Here is a 16,559-nt window from a genome sequence, read left to right as displayed (position 1 = left end):
TGGACGAGTGCCAGACAATTAAAAGATAATATTTATATAGTTTATTCGACCATGAGTTTAATATTGACTCATAGTCGAAAATCGACTGTACGTCAAAAATCGACTCGCGGTAGAAATACGACGGAAAGATTATGGTAGCTACAGAAAGGCAACAACGCAAAAAAGAGAAGCGGCGTAACGAAATCATAGACGCAGCCGAGAGGCTGTTCTATTCAAAGGGATATGATAAAGTATCCATGGATGAGATAGCACAGGAAGTTGAACTGAGCAAAGGCGCACTTTACTTCTATTTCAAAAGTAAGGACTCACTTTTTTTTGCTATTATCTCCCGAAAATGGACGGAGTTTGTTGAAGCTATGATAGAAAAGATGAGCTACGGGAAAAACGGCTTTGAAAAAATTCAGATGATGATCCGGTGGTTTATCGAATATTCACAGGAGAATCCAGAATATAACGACATGGCTACTACTTTCGGCCCCCAGCTCTTTCAGAGAATTGATCCGGAAAATGCGCGAACAATGATGGAACTCTCTATGAAATATATGCCTCTTGTGCACTGTGCTGTAAGGGAGGGAATTGAAGATGGATCTATTAGAAATGACCTGGACCCCATATTGCTTGGGATGTACATCCAGATGATTACTTTTAATGTTGTCTCCCCGGATCCGTCCACTAAAAACAGTTTTACAGCACAGGGAATAAGCTACGATACATATGTAGAGATGCTGCCAAAATTCCTCTGTCCAGCAATTTCTCGGTCACCGGAAAAAAAGTGTGATAATCAAGACCGAACTTTTCAGCAATAAACACTGAGTCATTGATTACGGGATCAAAGAAAATTCCATGATGCGATTATTGAAACAACAATCAGAATAGCGGATGCTATCAATAAAAACTAATCAAAGTTTTTTTCAATAATAAACTGCTTTACAATGTCCATAGCTAACCGAAGCCGAACAGTTCGGTTAGAAGGAAGAGCCGGAGTTGCCCTCACAAGACAAAAACATTAGCTCACTTTTCTGGACATTGCATATTCCGCTAAAAAAGAGTATAATTCGACAGATATTGAAAGTGAAGGTGATGTAATAATGCAGAATGAATGTGCGGAAAATAGTGCAGGAATTCCTGGATGTGTACGCCAGGTGACCAATCTTGAACGTGTTTTTCTATTTACTCCCGGGTGCAACGTATCAATTGTTGCACGGATCACCGGAAATGTATCAGAACATGAGCTACTCCGTGCTATGGATACGGTTCGCAGAATACATCCACTGGTCGGAGCTAAAATTGTATTCGACGAACGACACAATGCCTGGTTTTCTAATGATAATGTTCCTGCTCTTCCATTGAGAGTTACAAAAATGACTTCAGATACTCAATGGTTTGAAGAAATTCAATACGAACAGAGGGTCCCGTTTGAGCTGGAAAAAGGTCCTTTGATCCGGTTCATATTGTTGCATTCCCCTGAAAGATCAGATCTTATAGTCATGTGCAATCACAGTATTTGTGATGGAATGGCACTGGCAAATCTGGTCCGTGACATTTTAATCAATTATGCTGACCCTGAACACAGGGTCACTGTACTCAATCCCCCTGACATCATGAAATTAATTCCAGTGAAAAATGGTTTTTCCCTCTCTGCAATTCTTACCCGGCTTTTTGTGTACAATGCCAACAGGAAGTGGAAAAAAAGTCCACACTACTTTATCCAGGCAGATTATGCTGCCATCACCAGAGCTTACTGGGAAAAAATGAAGTGCGGCGCTGTGTTAATTGAGCTTGATACCCAGGAGTCACAGATTTTTTTAGAGAAATGCAGAAAAGAAGGAGTTACAGTAGGGTCGGCAGTGACTGCAGCATGTATTGCAGCACATAATGATATATTAGGCCCATTTACCAAAAACTTCAAGCTGGTTTCTGCCCCCTTCGACCTGAGAAGACATGCAACTACATCTGTTGGCGACGTATTTTGCCTTTGTGTCGGAGCTCCGCGCTTCCCCTACACCTATGATGTGAAAAAAACCTTCTGGGAGAACGCTGCTGTTTTGCATCAGGAGGTACACAAGCGTGTGGAAAAACTGGACTCTGCGGGCCTGGAAGTCCCGGGATTTGAACCGTCTTTCATTGACGCTTTTGCCAGTTTTGGGCCAATGTTTAAAGCTGTTCCTGAAGCGTATTCCCAGACAGACAACCTGTCACGTTTTGCTCAGGATGGAAAAAATGTGGCATTTTCGTTTACGCACAATAACAAGAACATGACTCCCGGGACAATTCCTTCAAACTTAGGAAAACTGAATCTACAAACTACATACGGAAATCTACAGCTAGATCGCATGGTCTTTTTGCCGGCAATCAGTGAAATTGTTCCGTTGATCCTCGGAGGGATCGGGGCTGGTGGAAGAATTGTGTTTTCGCTTACTTTTGCCGAACCAATACGAAATAACAGTTCTTCCCGAGAGCAGGATATGATCCGGATACGGAATCGAGCGCTTGAGTACATTGGTTTCCCGGAAAAAGTGAGTGACAGAGCGATTGAGTAATAATATATATGCAAAAAAACGTTTCCATGGTCAAAGTGAGTAAAGGTTAGCTATTAGCTTGTTCCTGTTCGTCTGAAGGCGATCGGATGTTAAAAACGGTTTAGGAACGGTAAAAATATCTCTTCAAGTTTTCATTTGGGATTTCTCTGCGTGCATTGATTCGATGCAACCTCAATAAACCACTGATAAACACAGATGAACACGGATAAGGTTGTATCTGTGTTTATCCGTGTCCATCTGTGGTTCATGGTAGCTAAAATCCTTGCTTTATATTTGAACTGTTCCTTAATTACATAAATTTGTGTGAAAAATCATCCAGCTTTCATAAACAAAGAAATGTAAAAAAGTAATAAATGCCTGATGGTCGATATATCAGCCTTTAATAGGCCCTTAGCAGGATTTGATAATTATGACTTACATTATTGTTGATCAGGATCGCTGCACGCAGTGCGGCATTTGCACAACGGTATGCCCTTTAGGGTTTATGTCTGAGGATGAAGAGGCCAAGCTCCCTCAAGCACTGGAAAAAGCGGCAACTTTTTGTCTTAAATGCGGGCACTGTGAGGCGTTCTGCCCGACAGGGGCACTCACATTGAATTTTGCGCTTGATGAAAAAAGTGACGATGATGTGAGTCTGAATGATATATCGAATGATATATCCTCAGATCTTCTTAGCACTTATCTCAAAAGCAGGCGTTCCATCAGGTGTTTCACGCCCCAAAAAGTTGAAAAGGAAAAAATCGAGCAGATGCTGGAAATCTCCAGGCATGCAGCATCGGGCTGTAATACTCAGCCCGTAGAATGGATTGTTGTATATGACGAGCAGGAGACTCATAAGCTTGCAGGACTGACCATAGACTGGATACGCCACCTTTATGAAAACAAGGAGCCTCTGGGCACGGCTTTATACTCATTGGTCACAGCCTGGGATCGCGGAACTGATGCCGTATGCTGTAATGCCCCCCACCTTCTGGTCGCTCATATCCCTGAGAACCACGGAAGCGGTGCAACTGACGGTATCGTCGCGCTCACTCATTTCGATATTGCTGCACCTGCATTTGGAATCGGGACCTGCTGGGCGGGTTTTTTGACAGAAGCGGCAAAGTCATGGAAACCTCTTCAGAAGGAGCTTGCACTGCCGCAGGGACGTGTGATTTCTTATGCGATGATATTTGGCTATCCACAGTTCAAAAGTTATCGTACCCCGCGCCGCAATCCTGTAAAGATCAAATGGATGTGAAAGGATAGGTGTGATGTTACGCTGACTTTATCATCAGATTTTGGAACTGAGTCGAAAGGTTGCGGATTAAATTTATTTTTCTTCAAAGAGAAGTGAGAGAATGGAGAAAAGACATTTTTATATCTCAAATAATAAAATTCGTATTCCTGCCATACTGTGGGGAAAGCAGAGTGAAAAGCTGTTGATTGAAGTTCATGGCAACCTTTCTAATAAAGAGGACACTGTAATTTCCATGATGGCACAAAAGGCCGTTGAAAAAGGTTACCAGGCATTAAGCTTTGACCTGCCTATGCACGGTGAGCGTGTAAATGAGGAATATGCTTGTATTCCAGAAAATTGTGTAAGTGATCTGGCGGCTGTTTATGAATATGCAAAGTCTCTTGCACCTGACATTCATTTGTTTGCGTGCAGCATGGGAGCCTATTTCAGTCTGCTTGCCTATCACGACCTTAACATAAAGCAAAGTTTATTTCTCTCGCCCGTCGTCAATATGGAACGCATCATAAGCAATATGATGGAAGGTTTCCAGGTAAGTGAAGAAAGACTAAAAGCAGAGCATGAAATCCGGTTGCCGATTGGACAGACACTGGAATGGAACTATTATTGCTATGTGAGAGAAAACCCGATTTGTTTTGAATGGAAAGTACCTACTGCCATTTTGTATGGTTCTGAAGATAATCTGTCTGAATGGGAAGAGATCTCAGCATTTGCAGAGAGGTGTCAATCAACAGTTAAAGTCCTGGAGCATGGGGAGCATTACTTCCATACGGAAGAGCAATTGAAGATATTTGATAGATGGGCAGATGAAAATCTGCTATAAAACTTGATAGCATACTGCAAACTGAGAAATCAGGCATTTTACGAGAGTCGAAGGAGAAAGCCCACGATCTTTAGTCGTGTGATGAATCCGTCAACTTCCTCGAATAACATTATATACCTGCCAAGAATATGCCATCTTGGTATGACGACTAATAGATGGACTCACAGCAACACAACCGTCTACAATATCGGGTATCATCTGATATGGTGTCCGAAATATAGGCGTAAGGTGTTGACTGGCGAAGTCGAAGTGTGATTAGAACAGCTTCTCTTAAAGAAAGCTGAAGAAATCGGTGTTTCGGTTATCGAAATGCAGGTTATGCCTGATCATGTCCATCTGTTTGTCAAAGCTCCTCCTGTAGCAAGTCCACACTGGATAGTGCAACAGTTGAAAGGATTCACTTCCCACGAACTACGCAATGAATTTGAATCGCTTAGAACCAGATTGCCTACCCTGTGGACAAGGAGCTACGATGTAGAATCATGCGGTCATATTTCGGAAGACAGCATAAGAAAATACATTGAGGAGAAGAAGAAGAAAAAATGATTCTGACCTACAAAATCAAACACTGTAGAGATTTGTCATATGAACTGAAAAAGGCTAAAAAGGTAGCCTATTATGCTATCCGAACACGTAGCCGTAGTTCTAAGGATGTCAAGCATATCGGTCTGAAATCAATGATTGCTAATCAGATACTCAAAAAGTACAGTGGTAATCGAAAAGCCAAGAACGTCAGGAGTGTCAAATTAGCTATTCCTAATCAGGGGATTAAGGTAGACCGATTTGCAAGGATTATTTATGCTCCGTGTTTGAAGCTTATTCTGAAATACGAATTTTCCAATAGCTTAGAGAAAGTCAACCAAATCGAAATCGGGAAAGAATATGCATATGTTTCAGTGTCCATACTCGAACCCGAACTTGTCAAAGTAACTGATTGGTTAGGTGTAGACCGGAATACTACCGGACATATTGCAGTTGTGTCTGATCCCGAAACTGGTAAAGTTTTGAAGCTTGGAAAATCAGCTTTGCATGTCCATCAAAAATACAAAAACATGCGGAGAAACCTTCCGAAAAAGGGCAAATAAGGCAACGTCAAACAGATAAGGAACAGAGAAAGCCGAATAGTTCGAGACATCAATCATAAAGTATCGAGAACGATAGTCAATAAGGCGAAAGAAATCGGAAAGGGAATCAAACTTGAAGATTTGACCGGAATCCGAAACAGCAAGAGAAATACTAAATCGTTCCGCTATTCCAAACACAGTTGGTCATTCTATCAATTGCAAATGTTCATAGAATACAAAGCCAAGCTGCTTGGTGTAGAAGTTGCTTATGTCGATCCTGCATACACTTCACAATCGTGTAGTGGATGCGGACACATTGGCAAGAGGGACAAAAAGAGTTTCAACTGTTCTGAATGCGGACACGTTGATCATGCTGAAAGCAACGCTGGATTCAATATAGCAATGCGTCTGTGCATAGATCAATTGCATACAGACAGGGATGTATGCAAAGGGAGTACTGATACCCCTAAACCGGCAATGGCTTGAATCCAGTTAACCGGAGAACCACACAGGCTTTAGCCGTGGGAGTATGTCAGTCTTTGCTCATTCAGTGGTGGAATGATTCAGGCTTCACAGGCAGAAAAAGTATCATTGATTAAGCCGGTGCGACTCATCCCTGATCCTTTTTTGGTGACGATTCTCTAGCTTTCAGGTTTTTGATCGGCCACTCAAAAATAAGAGATTTATAAGCTTTTTGATCTTTGGCATTAGCTCATCAAATCATTCAATGATGCATAAAAAAGAATGCTTTTGATGGATTTCAAATCTCTTCAAAATCAATAGACGCTGATTATTCTCTTCTTCAAAGACATATATTGCGGAAGCAATCCAGTTAAAAAAAGACTTGATCTAAATTTAAATTTTGTCAGCAAGTATGATACAATAACAGTCTGGCTCTCTAGGTTTTCTTTTGAGCCTGACAATACCTGAAACATGCCTGGCAAAACCTGTAATATATAGGTGACATTTGCATTCATATCTCATTGAGAGGGTTATTTTTTCTGTAAGTTTTTTTCTGCTTGAATTAAATTCTCCTTCTAAATATTAAGATATGCATTTCAAATAATAAAACATAAATAGAAGTTATTATTAAGTAGTTAGTATTCTTATAATAAGAATACTAAATATATCATTTAAGATTATTAGTATTCTTATTGTATCACTAAAGAGATGTTAATGCAGAAATTTAAATTCAAACAAGCCTGGCGAACTAGTGTCATGGCAATTTAATTACTGGGCTTTAATGTTTAGACAATACATCATCCATAGTCCCTTTCTTAATTCCGAGGACACAGAACTAAATTTTCTAGACACTAGCCATAAAACGGCCTAACGAAATGGAAAATATTCGCTGGGATACTTCTGTCACTGTGAAAACATGAACAAAACAGAACTTGTTGAAATCTTGGAGAATAAAATATGAAGAGTAATAAAAATGCATACAAACTCGCTATATGTGGAAAAGGAGGAAGTGGTAAGAGTACCATTGCAGCTCTCCTTGCAAAGACTCTCGTAGAAAATGGAAATTCCGTTCTTGTCATCGATACCGATGAATCGAACTTTGGCCTTCACAGGCAATTGGGAGTCAATCTTCCTCCTGATTTCATGGAGTATTTCGGCGGCAAAGGTGCTGTCCTTGAGAAAATAATGCAAGCAGCACCTGACTGGGATTCGGTCTCTTTTTTTGAGGAGGAATTAAGTTTTGCTGACATTCCTGCGGCATATCTTTCGAAGAACGGGGAAGCGAAACTCCTTGCCATAGGAAAGATACACGAAGTTGGAGAAGGATGCGCCTGTTCAATGGGAATGCTGGTAAAAGAATTTATCGAAAAGTTGAGATTGAACAATGGCGAAGTTGTCATTGTTGATACTGAGGCAGGCATCGAACATTTCGGAAGGGGTATTGAAAAGAGTGTAGATGCTGTTCTCATGGTAATTGACCCCTCTTACGAATCCCTTAAACTGTCCGAAAAGATAGCCGATTTAAGTAGCAGCATTCGCAAACCGATATTCTTTATCCTGAACAAAGTCGACGAATCAAACGAACAATTCATGCGAGAAACCGTGGGCAACAGGCATACAGTCATTGCAGCTGTTCCAGCAGATCCTTCTCTTTTACTTGCAGGGCTAAGGGGTGAAGAGATTATGGCAGGTCACACTGAAATTCAGCATATCTTACAGACTCTTGCGGAGAAATGCGGATATGAAGAACATAAAAACATGTAAAAAAGAATGTGACCCTGATCCCACTCGTAGAGAAAACAAACAAAGGCATGGCCGAAGCAGTTTCTGGATGCACGATCCGAATTTAATTTTTAGCGAACTGAAACTGAAAGCTGGAGACTATTTTCTTGATATGGGCTGTGGACCAGGAGACTATGCAATTTGGGCCTCAAAAATTGTCGGGAATTCCGGGATAGTGTACGCACTGGATAGATGGCAGGATCTAATTGATGATCTGACAAAAAAAGCTGATCTGGAAGAATTAACGAATATCGTAGGAATGGTTACAGATATTACCAAACCATTATCAATTGACGAAGGCTATATCAATGTTTATTTTATTTCTACAGTACTGCACTCTCTTGATCTGGTTAAAGACAGTAATATAATATTCAGTGAGATCTACCGAGTTTTAAAACCCGATGGACGCCTGGCAATTATCGAATGCAAAAAAGAAGAGCTGTCTTTTGGCCCTCCGCTTCACATGCGTTTGTCACCTGAAGAACTGGAAGATTTAATAACGAAATATGGTTTTGAAAAGATAAAACTGACAGATTTGGGTTATAATTACATGATTCAGTTCAAGAAAAGCTATCAAAAGTAATCCGAGTACTTCTTGAATTGGATATATAACAGGAGTAGAAGATGACCGCATCGACCTCAATAAAAGATTTCCTCCCCACTCTGGACTACAAGAGAATCTATAATTTTTCTGAATTACGAAAAATTGGTATTCTTGTGATGCTGGGAATTGTGCTCATAGCGATGGTCAGTATCGCTGTTATGATGGGAAATTACTACATTTCTATTACCGATAGCATATACACAATCATCACGCACCTGACTTTCGGAGATATCTCTACTATTCCTTCTCTACATAACATAGTAATCTGGGATCTTCGAATCCCTCGAATTATCCTTTCTTTCCTGATAGGAGGGTCGCTAGCTATCGCTGGTACCGTCTACCAGAGTGTTTTCCGCAATCCTCTGGTTGAACCATATATTCTCGGTGCCTCTTCCGGTGCTGCATTCGGCGCTGCTCTTTCGATCGTTTATCCGATTATCGGTGTCTCGATCCAGCTTTCAGCATTTTGTTTCGGGGCGCTTGCAGTCACTTTCGCTTATCTTCTTGCAAGGGTACAGGGTGAGACTCCAATCTTCACTCTCATCCTTGCGGGCGTTATCATAGGTTCGATCTTTACGGCATTTGTTTCGTTGCTCAAATACCTTTCTGATGATTCGGCATTGCGCGAGATTGTCTTCTGGTTAATGGGCGGGTTCTATTATGCGACCTGGGATGACATTATTCTCCTTGCTCCGGTCTCCATCGCAGGTTTCCTCATTCTGCTGGCTATGGGGTGGAAACTGAATATCCTTTCTATGGGTGACGAAGAGGCCAGGTCTCTTGGCGTTAATCCTGAAAGGTACAAATTTATAGCCATAGCAGTTGCAACCGCCCTTACAGCCTTTTCGGTCTCACTAGTAGGAATTATCGCATGGGTAGGTCTCATGATGCCGCATGCCTCGCGGATCCTGCTTGGGCCTGACAACAGGTATGTCATCCCTGCATCTTTTATGATGGGGGGGATGTATGTAATTGTCTCCGACACCCTCGCAAGGATACTGACTTCCTCAGAGATTCCAGTAGGCATAATCACTTCTGTCCTGGGGGCACCATATCTTTGCTATCTGCTCAGGAGCAAGGGAAGAGGCATGTTTGGGTGAGTCTTATGCTTCGTGTCCGTGATCTACATTTCAGCTATGGGGCAGTTCCCGTTCTAAATGGCATCTCTTTTCATGTCAGGGAAGGAGAACTTTGCGGGTTATTCGGACCTAACGGATCAGGAAAAACTACGCTGTTTAAGTGTTGTCTCAATTTCCTCAAGCTCAAACAGGGTACGGTTCACATGTGCGGCCGTGACGTATCGAAGCTTTCGATCAGGGAAATGGCAAAAATAGTGACATATGTCCCGCAGGAGCACAAACCTCCCTTTCCTTACCTTGTAAATGAAATAGTCCTTATGGGGAGAACTCCGCACCTCGGAGGAATTTTTGGCATCCCCCATCGTGACAGAATGATCGCGATAGATGCCCTCGATACTCTTGGCATAGCTGATCTTGCGGAGCGGCCCTACTCCCAACTTTCAGGAGGCCAGCGCCAGATGGTACTGATGGCTAGGTCCATTGCCCAGGACACTCCACTGATGTTTCTTGATGAACCTACTTCAGCTCTTGATTTCCAGAATCAGATGCGGATATGGAAGATTATGCGCAAAATCGTAGAAAGCGGCAGGACCATCATCGCCTGCAGTCACGACCCGAATCACGTCGCCTGGTTCTGCGACCGCGTTATCGTAGTCGGGAATAGCGGAGTAATTGCTGACGGTGATCCTGCCGAGGTGATAAACGAGCAGACCCTTGGCCAAATTTACCATAATACCTGCACTGTACAGACGGTAGAAGGGGTCAGGATAGTCATGCCCGCAGGCCTGCAGACCTGGAAAAATGGAAAAAACCATTTGAATACCTGCAATCAGCATGTAGGACAAAACACGATACGGAGAATAGATTATGACATTGGACATGATAAACTTGAACTATAAAGTAATAAACTATCAGATCGAGCAGGAGGAATAGGAATGCGACGGCAATTCCTGCTTATATTGGGCCTGATTCTTCTCCTTGCGACGGCTGTCGCAGGATGCATACAGTCTCCTATGCATACTACAGAGGACAAAAACGTAACCGAAAATGAGTACCGGACTGTGGTCGACAGCCGAGGAGTTGAGGTAAAGGTGCCTGTCAACATCGAGCGGGTAGTTACCGTCTCCGATGGCCTGGTGGAGGAAATGATGGTGGTCCTCGGTGTTAAAGATACGCTCGTCGGCCTTGGTTCAAAAGGTCTTCAGTATGAAGGAGATTTTTCTTATCCGGCCGATAACGGCTCGAATGTCACGGTGAGTGGAGGGAAACACGTTGCTCTGACTCTTTCACCAGATTTAAAAAACCTCCCTCTGGTAACGGATTATGGTGTGGCTATGAACTATGAGACTCTAGCTTCTGTTAAACCTGATATAGTCATCATTCGCTTAGGGGACTCTGCATTCCCAGCTGGTGAGGACAATAATGCGCAGAAGACTATCCAGACAATCGAATCTCTTGGGATCCCTCTTATCGTTCTTTATAGCCCCAATTGTTATGAAAACTCCAGCCCAACGGCTATTTCGGATGAAATCCACATCATAGGAGAAGTATTTGGAAAAGAGGAGGAAGCTGATAGAATCGCCTCTAAACTCGAGTCCAGACAGGAAATGATCCGAGAAAGGACGCAGAACATTTCTGATGAGGAAAAACCTGATGTGCTGGTGTTAGGCCTCTCTCCCATGCACCGTACACAGACCTCAGCCGGTATAGCCTGGGGCCTGAAGACGACAGAGTCGTATATGATAGAAGATGTTGTCAATGCAAAAAACGCTTTTCGCTCTGATCTGGGTTCCTTTGAGGTGGTCAGCGCCGAAAAGGTCTTGGCGATGGACCCCGATGTCATTGTAATCGGTACTGCGGCACACTATGCACCTCCTGAGGAACTATACGAGGCTTCCTATTATAAAAACCTTCGCGAACTCCAGGCTGTTAAAAATCACAGAGTTGTCTCTCTTCCCTATACTCCCAGAAACAGTGCAAAGCGTCTGGAATATCCTATCGATCTAATGGTTATCGCAAAGGCTGCATATCCTGAAAAATTTGAGGACATCGACCTGAATGAGTGGATACTTTCGTTTTATCAGGACGTTTATGGTGTTGATCGTGATACAGCGATACAGCTTCGTTCGGCCCAGTTGATGGACTGGGGAGTGGAAACATAAACTGGAAAATCATTAATGAGGGTATTTTCAACCGAAAGCATCAAAAAATTCTCCTGCCTATAGCATATCCCTGCTATAGGTCATCATTTGTTTGAAGAAACTTTCTTAAAAAGCTTCTAATAAAACATTCGGCCAGTAAAACATTCGGCCAGTTTTCGGTGGTGGGGGTGAGTCATTGATCAAATCTGAAAAAACGAGCACATACTCCATGTTTGAAATAAATATAGAAAGATTTAAGGGATATTGGTTTTCAGTAACTCACCCCCCACGACCCAGTTTTATGTTTAGTCATAGAGATTTTGATATCCTCAGGCCATAAACTGGATGTAAAACTCGGTTTAACATGAACTTTTACTCATCTAATGTAATTTCCAGTATTTGGAACGTTTCACAGTATTTAGATTTATATCGGTCTTTTCGGAATGATATGCGGCAGATTATCCTCGAGCACCACAGCAGCCTCAACATCATAGACCGCTCTGATATTATCCTGCGTCAGGACAGAAACAGGATCTCCTGCTGCGAATATCTTCCCTTCTTTGAGCATGATGAGCTTATCTGAGTACCTGGAAGCAAGGTTGAGGTCATGGATTACAAGAATAGAAAGCAGGTCCTGTTTTTCTACAAGGGCGCGGATGATATCCATCACTTCAAGCTGGTTCCTTATGTCCAGTTTAGAAGTCGGCTCGTCAAGGAGGAGCACCCGGCTATTCTGGGCGAGTGCTCGGGCGATCATTACTCGCTGCTGCTGGCCGCCGGAGAGTTCCGAATTGTAACGGAGTGAAACCTGTTCAAGGTTCAGCATCTTGATAGCTCCGGCAGCGATCTCAACATCATCCCTGCTGATCCTCCAGGACGAAAACGGACGGCGGCCCATAAGTACCGTGTCAAAAACAGTTGCCTGAAAGGTGGTAGAAAACTCCTGGGGTACATAGCCGAAATTTCGAGCGATTTCTATCGCGTCCATGTCATGAGTATTCTGCCCGTTAAAACAAACCCAACCACTCTTTGGTTTAAGGACATTGTTGATGCAACGGAGCAGCGTGCTTTTTCCAGCGCCGTTCGGCCCTATTATACCAACCACACACGGTTCACAAAACTCCATTGAAATCCCATGTAGCACAGGCACTGAAGCATACGAGAGCTTGACTCCATCGATAGAGAGCTTCAACAGTACTCCCTCCCGTACATGATCAAATACACAAAGAAAGGAACACCAAGGAATGCCGTGATTACCCCTACGGGAATAACTGAAGGTGAGAGTACAGTACGTGCAATAGAATCAGAGATTATCAGGAAGATTGCCCCCATTAGCCCGGATGAAGGAATAAGAAAACGGTTGTCTCCTCCAATTATCAGCCGGCAGATATGTGGCGAGACAAGCCCGATAAACCCTATTGCTCCAATAAAACTAACAACTCCTGCAACCAGAAGTGATGAGACTGCCATGATAAGGATCCGGAACCTTTTGACATTAATCCCAAGGCTCTTTGCACTCTCATCCCCTGCCCCTATTATATTAAGATCCCAGGACTTCCAGATAAGTACAGGAACAAGTATTACCGTAATGGGAATGACAAAAAGGAAATCCTCCCATCTTGCTTTTCCGAGATCCCCTATCATCCAGAACATTGCCCCTTTTACCGCTTCCGCTTCTGCAAAATATTCTACAAAGGTCGTGATCGCCTGGAAGAAAAACATCACAGCGATCCCGGTCAGGACCATAGCTTCTGCTGACCCCCCTTTTCTCTCCGCAATGGCGATAATGACCACCGCAGCTATCAGTGAGAAGAAAAAGGCGTTCCCGACAATGAGATACTTGCCTGCAAAAATTCCGGTCCCGAATACGATCGCGATCGCTGCCCCAAATCCTGCTGCTGACGCAATTCCGAGCATATACGGATCAGCAAGTGGGTTTTTCAAAGCTCCCTGCATCGCAGCTCCGGCTGTTCCGAGGGCAACTCCGGCAAAGAGTCCCATAAAAATACGGGGAAACCGGAGTTTCCAGAGGCAAACATCCGCTACCCAGGAACTCTCGACAATATCAGGAAATATTTTGCTAAGAAGTGAGGCATAAACATCTCCAAAAGATACATCGGCCGACCCTGTCGCAGCTGAGATTCCGATGCTGACAATGATGAGCAGGCATAAAGCAAAGATAAAGAGGATTTTTTTATGGGTAAAGTGATAATACCTCTCCGTAATATGGCCTGTTTCTTCTGGAAATATGTTTTTTTGTAGGTCATAATCCATAAGCTATCAACCTGTTTAATCCTCTATCCCCACTTAATCCTCTGTCCATTCTGGATTTTTTCGGGCGATATCAATATCTAAAGGACCCGCATCAAAGTTAATTGTCTGTGACCGTACCGACTGAAACCCTGCATTGAGCATCGAATTTACGATAAGTCCCTTTCTAAGACTGCAATTGTACCCTGAAAGAGCGCTGGGCATCATATTGAGAACATGGATAGACGGTTTTGTGCCCTCGTCATATAGCCCATCATGAAGACTTACAAAGGTTCCTCCTGGATTGAGTGCATCATAAATCTTTTTCACCACCTTATCCATGCAATCCCTGGCAAAATTAAGTGTACAGCTGGCAAGGATCAGATCATAACCACCGCCAAGCGGGTCGTTAAGGTAATCGCCTCCAATAGTTGTTATTCTATCCGAAAGTCCATACTCTGCTACGAACTCCTCAGTGACATTAACTACAGCCGGCTGATCAAACACTACACCTTCCATCGATGGATGACGGGATAATACTGCAATTCCCACCAGTCCTGGACCTCCGCCGAGGTCAAGCATTTTCTTCATCGAAGAAAATTCCGGCAATGCTGAGATAATATCCGCTACCTTCTGAGCGGTTCCCGAACGTTCCCAGTTTGCCATTGACCGCGCATATCGTACCCAGAACTCCTCAGAATTCATTCCTCCTTCTTCTGTAAAGGCTGGCCCATTTTTGACCCTTTTGGCTATCGTTTTCGGGCTCATGGCCAGACGATCATACTCAAATAAAATAAGATCTCCATAGTAGGTGGGGCGGCCGGTGACCAGATATTGCTCAGCTTCTGGACTGTTCTGGTAGAACCCGTCCTTTTTTATCACAAGGCCACAGGCAGTCAGTACATTGAGATATTCTGCCGTCATTTTGGCATTAAATCCGCATTTTTCAGCAAGTTCTTCTGCCCGGACAGGCTTAATTAGCTGGTCAAAGATTGCAAGCTCAACTCCCGCAACCATCGCATTTGTCATAACGGGTGCAAGGGACATTTCATATATTCGAGTTAATGGTACTATAATTTCCGGTAATTTTTTCATAGTTGTCACTCTCCTGTCTGTTAAAAATGCAGTTAAGCCGGATAGGCAAACAGTCCGGCATTAGAAAGGTTATAGTCAGCTTTTATGAACCGATCTAGATATTCCTGATGAAGGGCTTCGGGGTCGAGATCAGGAAACTCTTCAGGATAGAACCACTTGGCCATGTAAGCTATAGCAATGATATTTCTTGGGGTGGAAAGCAATTCATTATGAAGCAGGTATACTTTTTTGTTTTTTACAGCATCAGTGTGTGCAAAGACATCCTGCCGCATGATTTCTTCCTGGATCTCTTTTCCCCTCTCAAAAGCCAGTTCCGAATCATTGACAGCATATCCGAATGTATCAAGGTAATGTTGATCCCAGCACATTACTACAATGGCATCGATGTCCTGTTCAAGGACCCATTCTTTATCGACATCTCCATAAGCAAAAGACAGATCCCCGGCAATGTTTTTTCCACCGGCAGCGTTAAAAAACTCGTTTCCACCAGGCATATCTTTCCCATAGGTTTTTATTTGTTCAGGAGTGTCGGAAAAAGCCTTATAAAATACATTGAAGCGGTCTTCCTGAGAGATCTGCGAAGTTTTAGCTACTATCGGATCATAAATTCCGCTGTAAAACTCGATATATTCCTGAGCTTCTTCCTCGTTCCCGGTAACCATTCCGATTATCTTAATTGTATCACAGAAGGAGTCAGGATTTAGTGTATCAACGAAAACAACCGGTATATCAGGTTCAAGCGCATTGATTATTTCTTCAGTAGTGCCATACCATTCGAATTTTGGCAGGATTAGAACATCGGGCTGGGTTTCTATAGTTTTTTCATAGTTGATATCCATAGGATTTCTGGCGGGACATATTGCAGGGATTTTATCCAGATTCGGATAAAAATTCTCATCAGATATGTACCCATCTCTTGCTACAACCCTATCCCAGGCTCCAACAGCTTTGAGGACTTCAGCGACCGAGTAATGTGTATATGCAATTCTTTCGGCGGGTTTATCAAGAGTCACTTCTCTACCAAGGGCATCAATAATTATTATCTTAGTATCTGTAGTTGTTTTGTTTGTTTTCTGTTCAGTTGCGGTTGAGAAGATTACAAAAAGTAATATTAGAAGCAAAGCACTAATTACAATACCTAATTTCTTTATATGTGTTATATTTTCTACCTCCAGTTTTTGTCTTAATTTGATATACATAGGAGGACTTTATTACGAACGAGTTTAGAGTTTAATTTTGTTTTTATAAAACTAAAATAATACAAAATTACTTGTATTCAACTTTATTTTCCCATAAATCAAATTAACTTTTCTTGAAACAATGATCAACGAGCTATAAAAAGATTTGTATTCTAACTATAAGAATAAAGAGTAAATTAGTAAAACAAATTCTTTTGTATTGACCTTGCGATATTGCGATCAGAAAGTTAAAATATGACTGTTAAAAACATGATTTTTTACGGATTTTTGAACAGGCAGTAAA

Annotated in this window: 15 protein-coding genes and 1 pseudogene; 12 read left to right on the top strand and 4 right to left on the bottom strand. The window is 42.5% G+C overall.

Features of this window, described 5'->3' with window-relative positions:
- Positions 1-131: 131 nt before the first annotated feature.
- The 12 genes and pseudogenes from EO98_RS02230 (at position 132) to EO98_RS02180 (ending at position 11,753) form a co-directional block, all read left to right on the top strand.
- Positions 132-806 carry a TetR/AcrR family transcriptional regulator gene (locus EO98_RS02230; RefSeq protein WP_048141667.1) on the top strand — a complete coding sequence of 225 codons (675 nt, stop codon included), beginning with the start codon at positions 132-134 and terminating at the stop codon, positions 804-806.
- Between the two features lie 282 nt (positions 807-1,088).
- Complete coding sequence (locus EO98_RS02225; RefSeq protein ID WP_048141669.1) at positions 1,089-2,540, top strand: condensation domain-containing protein; 1,452 nt, start codon at positions 1,089-1,091, stop codon at positions 2,538-2,540.
- Between the two features lie 409 nt (positions 2,541-2,949).
- Complete coding sequence (locus EO98_RS02220) at positions 2,950-3,780, top strand: nitroreductase family protein (protein WP_048141671.1); 831 nt, start codon at positions 2,950-2,952, stop codon at positions 3,778-3,780.
- Between the two features lie 100 nt (positions 3,781-3,880).
- Positions 3,881-4,600, top strand: coding sequence for a carboxylesterase (locus EO98_RS02215; protein WP_048141673.1), 720 nt, complete (start codon positions 3,881-3,883; stop codon positions 4,598-4,600).
- Between the two features lie 141 nt (positions 4,601-4,741).
- Positions 4,742-5,146 (top strand): annotated as a pseudogene (gene tnpA, locus EO98_RS19040) (IS200/IS605 family transposase).
- Positions 5,143-5,685 (top strand): hypothetical protein, encoded by a 543-nt coding sequence (locus EO98_RS19035; protein ID WP_235283683.1) that lies wholly within the window; start codon positions 5,143-5,145, stop codon positions 5,683-5,685. The pseudogene tnpA and the gene EO98_RS19035 overlap by 4 nt, the downstream one beginning before the upstream one ends.
- Positions 5,686-5,700: 15 nt before the next feature.
- Positions 5,701-6,150: an RNA-guided endonuclease TnpB family protein gene (locus EO98_RS19030; protein WP_255350254.1), complete on the top strand. Its 450-nt coding sequence runs from the start codon at positions 5,701-5,703 to the stop codon at positions 6,148-6,150.
- Positions 6,151-7,083: 933 nt separating this feature from the next.
- A complete protein-coding gene (locus EO98_RS02200) occupies positions 7,084-7,890 on the top strand; it encodes a helicase HerA domain-containing protein (protein ID WP_048141674.1) in 807 nt (268 codons plus the stop codon).
- Positions 7,868-8,491, top strand: coding sequence for a class I SAM-dependent methyltransferase (locus EO98_RS02195; RefSeq protein WP_048141676.1), 624 nt, complete (start codon positions 7,868-7,870; stop codon positions 8,489-8,491). The genes EO98_RS02200 and EO98_RS02195 overlap by 23 nt, the downstream gene beginning before the upstream one ends.
- A gap of 41 nt (positions 8,492-8,532) precedes the next feature.
- Complete coding sequence (locus tag EO98_RS02190) at positions 8,533-9,612, top strand: iron ABC transporter permease (protein WP_048141678.1); 1,080 nt, start codon at positions 8,533-8,535, stop codon at positions 9,610-9,612.
- A 5-nt stretch (positions 9,613-9,617) separates the two neighbouring features.
- Positions 9,618-10,490: an ABC transporter ATP-binding protein gene (locus EO98_RS02185; protein ID WP_048141680.1), complete on the top strand. Its 873-nt coding sequence runs from the start codon at positions 9,618-9,620 to the stop codon at positions 10,488-10,490.
- Between the two features lie 36 nt (positions 10,491-10,526).
- On the top strand, positions 10,527-11,753 hold the full coding sequence (locus EO98_RS02180; RefSeq protein ID WP_048141682.1) for an iron ABC transporter substrate-binding protein: 1,227 nt from the start codon (positions 10,527-10,529) through the stop codon (positions 11,751-11,753).
- A gap of 403 nt (positions 11,754-12,156) precedes the next feature.
- Here EO98_RS02180 and EO98_RS02175 read toward each other — a convergent pair whose 3' ends face one another.
- Genes EO98_RS02175 through EO98_RS02160 form a run of 4 tightly spaced genes read right to left on the bottom strand, consistent with a single transcriptional unit; the run spans position 12,157 to position 16,198 of the window.
- On the bottom strand, positions 12,157-12,924 hold the full coding sequence (locus tag EO98_RS02175; RefSeq protein ID WP_048141684.1) for an ABC transporter ATP-binding protein: 768 nt from the start codon (positions 12,922-12,924) through the stop codon (positions 12,157-12,159).
- On the bottom strand, positions 12,921-14,006 hold the full coding sequence (locus EO98_RS02170) for an iron ABC transporter permease (RefSeq protein ID WP_048141686.1): 1,086 nt from the start codon (positions 14,004-14,006) through the stop codon (positions 12,921-12,923). The genes EO98_RS02175 and EO98_RS02170 overlap by 4 nt, the downstream gene beginning before the upstream one ends.
- Before the next feature lie 33 nt (positions 14,007-14,039).
- The gene (locus EO98_RS02165; protein ID WP_048141688.1) at positions 14,040-15,077 is read right to left on the bottom strand and encodes a methyltransferase; all 1,038 of its coding nucleotides are present in this window, start codon (positions 15,075-15,077) and stop codon (positions 14,040-14,042) included.
- 32 nt (positions 15,078-15,109) lie between these two features.
- Positions 15,110-16,198 carry an ABC transporter substrate-binding protein gene (locus EO98_RS02160; protein WP_235283694.1) on the bottom strand — a complete coding sequence of 363 codons (1,089 nt, stop codon included), beginning with the start codon at positions 16,196-16,198 and terminating at the stop codon, positions 15,110-15,112.
- Positions 16,199-16,559: the final 361 nt, after the last annotated feature.

The organism is Methanosarcina sp. 2.H.T.1A.6 (assembly GCF_000979455.1).
GTDB lineage: Archaea > Halobacteriota > Methanosarcinia > Methanosarcinales > Methanosarcinaceae > Methanosarcina.
Note: the sequence above shows the minus strand (reverse complement) of the source record. Positions and strands in the feature narration are given on the sequence as shown.